Genomic DNA, 7,639 nt, shown 5'->3' on the forward strand with positions numbered 1-7,639 from the left:
TTTGAATATGTTTTCTTTTTCCATCCTGATCACGCACCTTTTTTAAGTAGTAATACCAGTATGGCCAAGTTTGAAAGAATATTTTCAAATCATTTAGCTTTTTTGCACCAGAACCTTCGTTTTAGGTGAATATTATAAAAAATACATTTAATGAAATAAATGGATTATAAGAGAAAAAATGTATATATGAAAATAGTAATGCTTGCAATATTGTGAGGAGTGAGTGGAAATATCCAACTTACTCCTCACAAATAGTAATCGCCTCACGTAAACGAGAAATTCCTTCCTCAATTTGATACCTATTCACTTTACCATAAGATAAACGAATGTAACCATTTTTTGCACCGAAGATACTTCCTGGCATAAAGGCGATTTCGTTTTTTAAGCTTTGCATAATAAGTTGTTTTTCATTAATAGGTTTGTTTAATTTCCCCCATATGTACATACCGCCGTTTGGGTTCGAGAAAGAGATTTTATCTTGTAGTTGTTCGTTCAGAGCACGTACGATAATGTCTCTTTTTTCTCCTAGTTGCTTGCGTAAAGGCTCTATATGAGACTGAAATGGTATTGTTTCAAAAAATTGTTGTATAAGCCACTGTGGGAATATGCTCATTCCCAACTCCATTTGATTTCGTGCATCTGCTAATCGTTCTACTACAGACTGCGGAGCGACAAGCCAGCCAATACGTAGACCGGGTGCAATCATCTTTGATAGGGAATGTATATAAATCACTGTTCCGTTTTCATCAATGGATTTTAAAGTAGGGCAAGGTTGTTTCTTTTCTAAAGTAAGTAAACTGGATGGATCATCTTCAACGATTGCAATTCGTAAGTCTGCACAAAGCGATAACAGTTTTTTTCTACGGTTTGGACGTAACATTGTTCCAGTAGGGTTTTGAAAATTCGGATTTAAAAAGATCATTTTAATACGGTGCTTTCTATATAATTCTTGCACGTCATTCGGGTTAATACCGTGCTCATCGACAGGTAATGGGAAAATACGAATACCTGCTGATTGGAATAATGGTAATGAATAACAATGGGAAGGGCTTTCGAAAGCGACAGCATCACCTGGATTTAATAAGCATTGTACGATAAGGTGAAGTGCTTGTTGTGCGCCTGATGTAATCATAATAGATTGTTCGGTCGCTTTCACTTTTAGATAGTCCTTCATATATTTTACTACCGTTTGCCTTAGCGGAAGATAGCCTTGCGGGTGATCATAACTTAATGATTGTGTTAACGGCTGTTCACGTAGAATGGCTTGTAGTTGTTCATGAGGAAAGAGATTACAACCGAGCTCTCCGCTTGCGAAATCAATCATATTTTCATTTTGCTGTACTTGTGCCCGAATATGGCGAAGTAACGGTAAGTTTGGCGAAAAAGTACCACCCTCCACGAAACTTTTCCAGTTCGGCGTTAATGTAGGAGAAACGCCCCACATATGTGTACTAACACGTGTACCTCTACCGGTTGTACTTTCTACAATCCCCATAGCGCGAAGTTCGTTATAAGCAATCGTTACTGTACTTCGGTTTACATGTAAATGCGTAGCTAATTTTCGTTCTGAAGGGAGTAAGCTACCAGGAGGGAGCTCTCCGTATGTAATACGTCTTTCAATAAAGTCAATAACTTGCTGATAAATCGGGATTTTGCAGTCATTATCTAATTTTCATTCCATAAAAATGCCTCCCTATTTTTTAACTATTTCAATTATAACGAATTGGCTGGATATAAAAACAACCAATTGGCTGTTTTTGTAACCAACCAATTTTACTATACTAAATATGGAAGGAGGAGATATAAATGATTGTAAGTAGAGAAAATGATTCGATAATGAAGGAAGCTATCTCTGCAACAGGTGTTGGAATCTCTTGTGGTACGTGTGGCGAGCTTGTTCAAGGTTGCATTAATGATCAAAATTTTATGATCACATTTCCTATACCTCTATATGCTAGTGCTGAAGCCAGATTTGTAAGGGGAGGGAAAATAAGTATAATCCCTGGTTATAAAAATAAAGCTGCAAAAGCTGCCGAAATATTAGTAGACTCATTAAGAAAATTGGGTATAGTCGATAAGGAACTAGGAATTACAATTAAAATTGAGTCGGAATTAATGGAAGGAAAAGGGATGGCTAGTAGTACAGCTGACATTATAGCGGTTTGTCGGGCTATTTCAAATCTATGTAACTATCCTATCGGACCTTGGGAAATATCAAATATTTGTACATCTATTGAACCATCTGATGGTGTAATGTATCAATCATCGGTAGTATATGACTTTTTTAAGGGGAGGTTACTTGAGGATATTGGACCTTTAATGTCAATGCGATTGGTTATCGTTGATAATGGAGAAGCGGTAGATACAGTTAATTTTAAACGGGTACCGTATACACCAAAGGAGATGAAACAAGTCTTGGAAGCTTACCGCTTAGCGACTTGCGCGATTAAAAGTAAAGATATTGAATTGTTGGGGCGTGCTACTACAATAAGTGCCAAGGTTAATCAACGTAGACATTTTAAAAAAGAATTCAATGATATTATGAATATCTTTCCTGAATTAGGGGCACATGGAATATCGGTAGCCCATAGTGGTTCCATTCTTTCTTTATTGTTTGATGCGAATGATGATATGAAAATTGAGCATGCAAAAAATCGTATATCAATGATGTTTCCAGAAGCAACGATTAGAGAAATTACTATCTAAAGAAATTAAGGTAAGCAGCATACATAAATGTAAATGGGGTGTGTAAAATGGTTCGAAAATTATATCTCCAAGATCCATATCTTCAGGAATGTAACGCCATTATAACAAAAATAGAAGATAATAAAATCTTTTTGAATCAAACTGTTTTTTATCCAGAAGGTGGAGGACAGATTGGAGATCAAGGATGGATTGAGGGAAATGAGGTAATTGATACACAAAAGACGGGAGGAAATCTGTTTTATCATTCTAATTTTCCAATCATTAAGGTGGGTTCAGAAGTAGCACATATTTTAAAAGAGCCGGTAAAGGGACTACGTGAAGGAATGGAAGTTAAGGCAAAAATCAATTGGGAAAGACGCCACATGTTGATGAGAATGCATGCTGCGGCACATTTAGTTTATTATTATACATTTCAAGTTTTTGGGGAGATGTATGTGAAAGGTTGTCATATTGCAGAAGATAGGGCTCGATTTGATTTTTATAGTCCTGATAAACGTCTTGATCGTGAAGGGTTAGATAAAGTAGAAGAGTTCGCAAATTTAATCGTTACAGATAATATTCCCATTAAAAATATCCCATTAAATGAGGAACCAGAAGCAATCAATTGGATTTGTGGTGATATGCATATTCCATGCGGTGGTACACATGTTAGACAGACTGGAGATATTGGAGAAATTTCTGTAAGAAGAAACTCGAGAGGGAAAAATTTGGAGCGTATGTATTTAGAAATCGGCGGGGGAGATTCATTTAAATAATTCCGAACGATTAGTATCCGTTTCCATTTACGCAGCAGCGGTAATTCCTGTAAAAGCATTGAGGGATGCTTTGGGAGATGTGAAAAGGAAGTAGTTTATCAACATTCCCTGTTTAGCCGTGAGAAATGCTTGTAACTGTTGGCCCATCCTTGTACTGTATTTCCATTGTAGGTGGAGGATGCATCTTATTATCAGGAATTTTAGAAGTAATATTGGAAAAGAAAGAAGATTATTGAAATCGTATTAGGGATCTTATTATTAACATGTAGTTTTGATAGAAAGTATAAAATAGAAAGAGGTAGTAATGATGCTAAGAGAAAACATAGTAGATGCGATTGGAAACACGCCGTTAGTACAACTTCAATTAGATTCGTCAGCTAGAGGGAACGTCTTTGCAAAATTAGAAATGCTAAATCCTTTTGGGATGAAGGATCGTGCCGCAAAGCAAGTCATTTTAGAGGCCAAAAAGAATGGAGTTTTAAAAGATGGTGCTCCAATTATTGAAAGTTCTTCGGGGACCATGGCATTGGGACTTGCAATGGTTGGAACTTATTTAGGGCATCCGGTTCATATTGTAACGGACAAACGTACGGATCAAATGACTCTTGCAAAATTAAAATCACTTGGTTGTAAATTGGAAATAGTTACAGAAATGACGCATTTAGGATGGCAAAGTGCTCGTCTTGATAGACTAGAAGAAATTCTTAAGGAGAATAAAGAAGCATTCTGTCCTCGTCAGTATGAAAATTCTGATAACCCCAATGCCTATGAGTCATTGGCGGATGAAGCTCTTGAAGAGCTAGGACATATAGATATTTTAGTAGCTTCTGTAGGAAGTGGGGGATCACTTTGTGGCACGGCACGAGCTTTAAAAAAAGCGAATCCTGACTTACGTGTTGTAGCAGTAGATGCGGTAGGAAGTGTTATTTTTAATCAACCAGATATTCCAGGGCGTTTACAAGGAGGACATGGAAATAGTGTAATTCCAAAAAATGTAGATTTCTCAATAATTGATGAAGTTCATTGGTTAAACGATGAAGAATGTTATGCAGCTAATTTAGAATTAGCTAAGTGTGAAAAGCTATTTGCAGGTAATAGCTCAGCGGCATCATATGCAGTTTCACGATTTTTAAGTAGTAGATGTTCAGAAGAAACGAATATTCTAACTATCTTTCCAGATAGAGGGGATCGCTATTATAAAACAGTTTATAATGAGGAATATCGTAAAGAAAAGGGTATGACTAATCTTAACCTACACAAACAACCTAAAAAAGTTTCTTATGGCATGACGGTGACTTCCTGGTCTTATGCTAGTTTACAAGATAATAAGATGCTTACGTTTTAAATGTCTGAAAATTAGAAAATAAAAGGGGACGTTTATGAAATTAGATTTTGATCAACAAATCGATAGACTTTATACAGCATCTTATAAATGGGATCAGTCCAAAATTCTTTTTGAAACAGAAGATATTTTGCCAATGTGGGTGGCTGATATGGATTTTATGTCACCCCCAGCAGTAGTAAATGCACTTATAAATAGAGCTACACATGGCGTATATGGTTATACAATCATACCTGATTCCTATTATAGTTCGATAATAGATTGGCTGAAGAGAAGGCATGGCTCAATGGTACAAAAGGAGTGGATCACACATTCTCCAGGGGTAGTAACAGCGTTAAGTATTTTGGTCTCTTGTTTAACTAAACCAGGAGATAAAGTGATGATTCAATCTCCTGTCTATCATCCTTTCTATGATGTAGTTCTTCAACAAAATAGAGAATTAGTAACGAATAATCTTATTCTAGAAGATGGCCGCTATACTATGGATTTAAAAGATTTAGAAAATAAAATAGATTCAAGTGTGAAAGTAATGTTGTTATGTAATCCTCATAATCCTGTTGGGAGAGTATGGGATGAACAAGAATTGGAGAGACTAGGAGCACTGTGTGCGAAACATAATATAATTGTGATTTCAGATGAGATTCACTGTGATTTAATATATAAAGGCAATAAACATGTACCATTTTCATCTATTTCTGAAAAAATGAAAAGTACGAGTATAACATGTATTTCTACTAGTAAGACCTTTAATCTTGCAGGGTTAAAAACATGTAACCTAATCATTCAAAATCCTCATATAAAGGAAGTGTATGAAAAAAAGTTAAAGATGCTTTCGTTACATTCGGCAAGTTTCTTTGGTATAACGGCAGTAGAGGCTGCCTATACCCATGGTGAAGAATGGCTCAATCAATTATTAATTTATTTAGAGGGAAATTTAAATTTTTTACTTGATTATTTTAAGCAGCATATAAATGAAGTGAAGGTAATCAAACCTGAAGGAACATATTTAGTTTGGTTAGATTTCCGAGGATTAAGGATGAATAAAGAAAATATAGAAAAATGGATGTACCAGAAAGCTAAATTAGCTTTAAATGAAGGTTCTATGTTTGGTGAAAATGGGAAAGGATTTCTGAGAATGAATATTGCCTGTCCTAGGGCTACTTTAGAAGAAGGTTTATCTCGGATACGTAAGGAGTTATAAGTGAAAAGCTGTAAAAATGAATAGAAAAAATGTAATACCTTCATAACTTTGAACACATATTCTTGATTCATAATGAGAAGTTTCTTATAAATCAATTTAAGTACTATGTTAGCATCTTGAAAACTTTAGGAGAGATATTATAACCTATGAGGCTAGATATATTGAGTAGCCAGGCTTAGCAAAAGGCGAATATTATATTTGTTCCTCTTCCAAAATCCTTTCTACTGGGTTACATCACCAAACGGATTTAATTTGCTAATTGAGCTTAAAAAATATAGTAATAACTGCAAGAAGATGAACCAACAGTATCAAATAAATCAGATATGTTCAATTTTATGTAGGAGTTACAGTAGGAGAAGAAAATGATAAGAAATAATGAAACGAAATATATACTGTTAGTATTTTTAGCTATCTGTTTTTTAGCTACAGGTGGTATTTTTGTAAAACTAAGTGAGTTACCACCAATTAATACAGGCTTTTATCGTGTATTGCTCTCTATCCCTCTTTTATTACCATTTGTATGGAAAGAACTTAATAAAGTTTCAAAGAAAGATATTTTATTAATACTTTTAGCAGGTGTATTTTTAGCAGGGGATTTAATTTTATGGAACGTATCATTTTATTATACGAGTGTTGCAAATGCTAATTTATTAGCTAATTTGGTGCCTCTAGTCATTATTCCGTTTTCATTTTTTATTTTTAAAGAAAAGATAACACGTACATTTTTCATAGGGGCTATTATTACAATATCTGGTGTAATTGTTTTAGTTAGTGGGAAAGCAGTCATAACAACAGATAATTTATTTGGAGATATGTTGGCTTTTTTAACTGCTTTTTTCTATGCATTCTTTTTATTGACAGTATATAAAGTACGAGAAAGAGTAAGTGCTAGTATTATTATGTTTGTGAGTGCTTTTGGAAGTGCAGTAACGATTTTCATTGCACTGCTTTTTACTGAAGGAGTTTATATCCCAAGTAGTTCTTCAGAATGGTTGCCTTTAATAGGTTTAGCTATTTTTTCGCAAATTTTAGGGCAAGGGCTATTGAGTTTTTGTTTGGGTAAAGTTAATGTTGCATTATCTTCAATATTAGTTTTATTACAACCAATCGTAGCTGCAATCTATGCATGGTTTATCTTTACTCAGAAGCTTACAATAGTGGAGATAATGGGGATGGTAATTTCTTTAGTTGGAATCTATATTGTGAAAATGAAAAAGAAACAAAAGGTGTCAAACAAATCAAAAGAGAAAATTGTAAGTTAAGTAGTATTTTTAAATTTTGAAGAACTGGGTAACAATTCCGCCTGTAATCATGTTAGGAGACTTCATTCTAGAGTGGCAATCAATGTTGTAGGGTGGAATTGTTATCCCTAATATATACCAAGAGGCATGTTTTTATACAGAAGTTGGTTTATTTAGTCCACATAGACTCCAGTTATGGTAAAATATAGAGGACATATGTATAGTGAGATTCCAATTCTATTGATGAATTGGAATCGTTTTTTACATGTAACTTTTTGTGGAGAATAATCACGCATAAAACGATACACGAGTTGATCTAATTCTTGGCTACAGGAAAAAATTAGGGGGCCTGTATATCCGTATGCTCTTACCAACTGTCGCAGTTGTTTCTTTT

Annotated in this window: 7 protein-coding genes; 5 read left to right on the plus strand and 2 right to left on the minus strand. The window is 34.7% G+C overall.

Annotated features, from left to right (window positions below):
• Positions 1–238 precede the first annotated feature (238 nt).
• A complete protein-coding gene (locus RT27_RS24620) occupies positions 239–1,651 on the minus strand; it encodes a PLP-dependent aminotransferase family protein (protein ID WP_231577687.1) in 1,413 nt (470 codons plus the stop codon).
• A gap of 155 nt (positions 1,652–1,806) precedes the next feature.
• Between RT27_RS24620 and RT27_RS24625 the strand changes: the two genes are divergently transcribed.
• From RT27_RS24625 to RT27_RS24645, 5 genes are all read left to right on the plus strand, one after another.
• Positions 1,807–2,706, plus strand: coding sequence for a kinase (locus tag RT27_RS24625; RefSeq protein WP_000637313.1), 900 nt, complete (start codon positions 1,807–1,809; stop codon positions 2,704–2,706).
• 47 nt (positions 2,707–2,753) lie between these two features.
• On the plus strand, positions 2,754–3,461 hold the full coding sequence (locus tag RT27_RS24630; protein WP_000251827.1) for an alanyl-tRNA editing protein: 708 nt from the start codon (positions 2,754–2,756) through the stop codon (positions 3,459–3,461).
• Positions 3,462–3,768: 307 nt separating this feature from the next.
• Positions 3,769–4,806, plus strand: a complete 1,038-nt coding sequence (locus tag RT27_RS24635) for a cysteine synthase family protein (RefSeq protein ID WP_043937888.1) — start codon at positions 3,769–3,771, stop codon at positions 4,804–4,806.
• Positions 4,807–4,840: 34 nt separating this feature from the next.
• The gene (locus RT27_RS24640; RefSeq protein ID WP_043937890.1) at positions 4,841–6,004 is read left to right on the plus strand and encodes a MalY/PatB family protein; all 1,164 of its coding nucleotides are present in this window, start codon (positions 4,841–4,843) and stop codon (positions 6,002–6,004) included.
• A 362-nt stretch (positions 6,005–6,366) separates the two neighbouring features.
• A complete protein-coding gene (locus tag RT27_RS24645; RefSeq protein WP_000620811.1) occupies positions 6,367–7,266 on the plus strand; it encodes an EamA family transporter in 900 nt (299 codons plus the stop codon).
• 152 nt (positions 7,267–7,418) lie between these two features.
• Here the strand turns inward: RT27_RS24645 and RT27_RS34030 are convergent, their stop codons facing one another.
• The gene (locus tag RT27_RS34030) at positions 7,419–7,628 is read right to left on the minus strand and encodes an aspartyl-phosphate phosphatase Spo0E family protein (protein WP_269430586.1); all 210 of its coding nucleotides are present in this window, start codon (positions 7,626–7,628) and stop codon (positions 7,419–7,421) included.
• Between the last annotated feature and the right edge of the window lie 11 nt (positions 7,629–7,639).

It is taken from the genome of Bacillus sp. L_1B0_5, from assembly GCF_000836715.1.
GTDB classification, from domain to species: domain Bacteria; phylum Bacillota; class Bacilli; order Bacillales; family Bacillaceae_G; genus Bacillus_A; species Bacillus_A thuringiensis_S.

Excerpts from the sequence above, each read along its gene's own strand:
- RT27_RS24625 (WP_000637313.1), top strand. The coding sequence starts at position 1,807 with ATGATTGTAAGTAGAGAAAATGATTCGATAATGAAGGAAGCTATCTCT.
- RT27_RS24630 (WP_000251827.1), top strand. The coding sequence starts at position 2,754 with ATGGTTCGAAAATTATATCTCCAAGATCCATATCTTCAGGAATGTAAC.
- RT27_RS24635 (WP_043937888.1), top strand. The coding sequence starts at position 3,769 with ATGCTAAGAGAAAACATAGTAGATGCGATTGGAAACACGCCGTTAGTA.
- RT27_RS24640 (WP_043937890.1), top strand. The coding sequence starts at position 4,841 with ATGAAATTAGATTTTGATCAACAAATCGATAGACTTTATACAGCATCT.
- RT27_RS24645 (WP_000620811.1), top strand. The coding sequence starts at position 6,367 with ATGATAAGAAATAATGAAACGAAATATATACTGTTAGTATTTTTAGCT.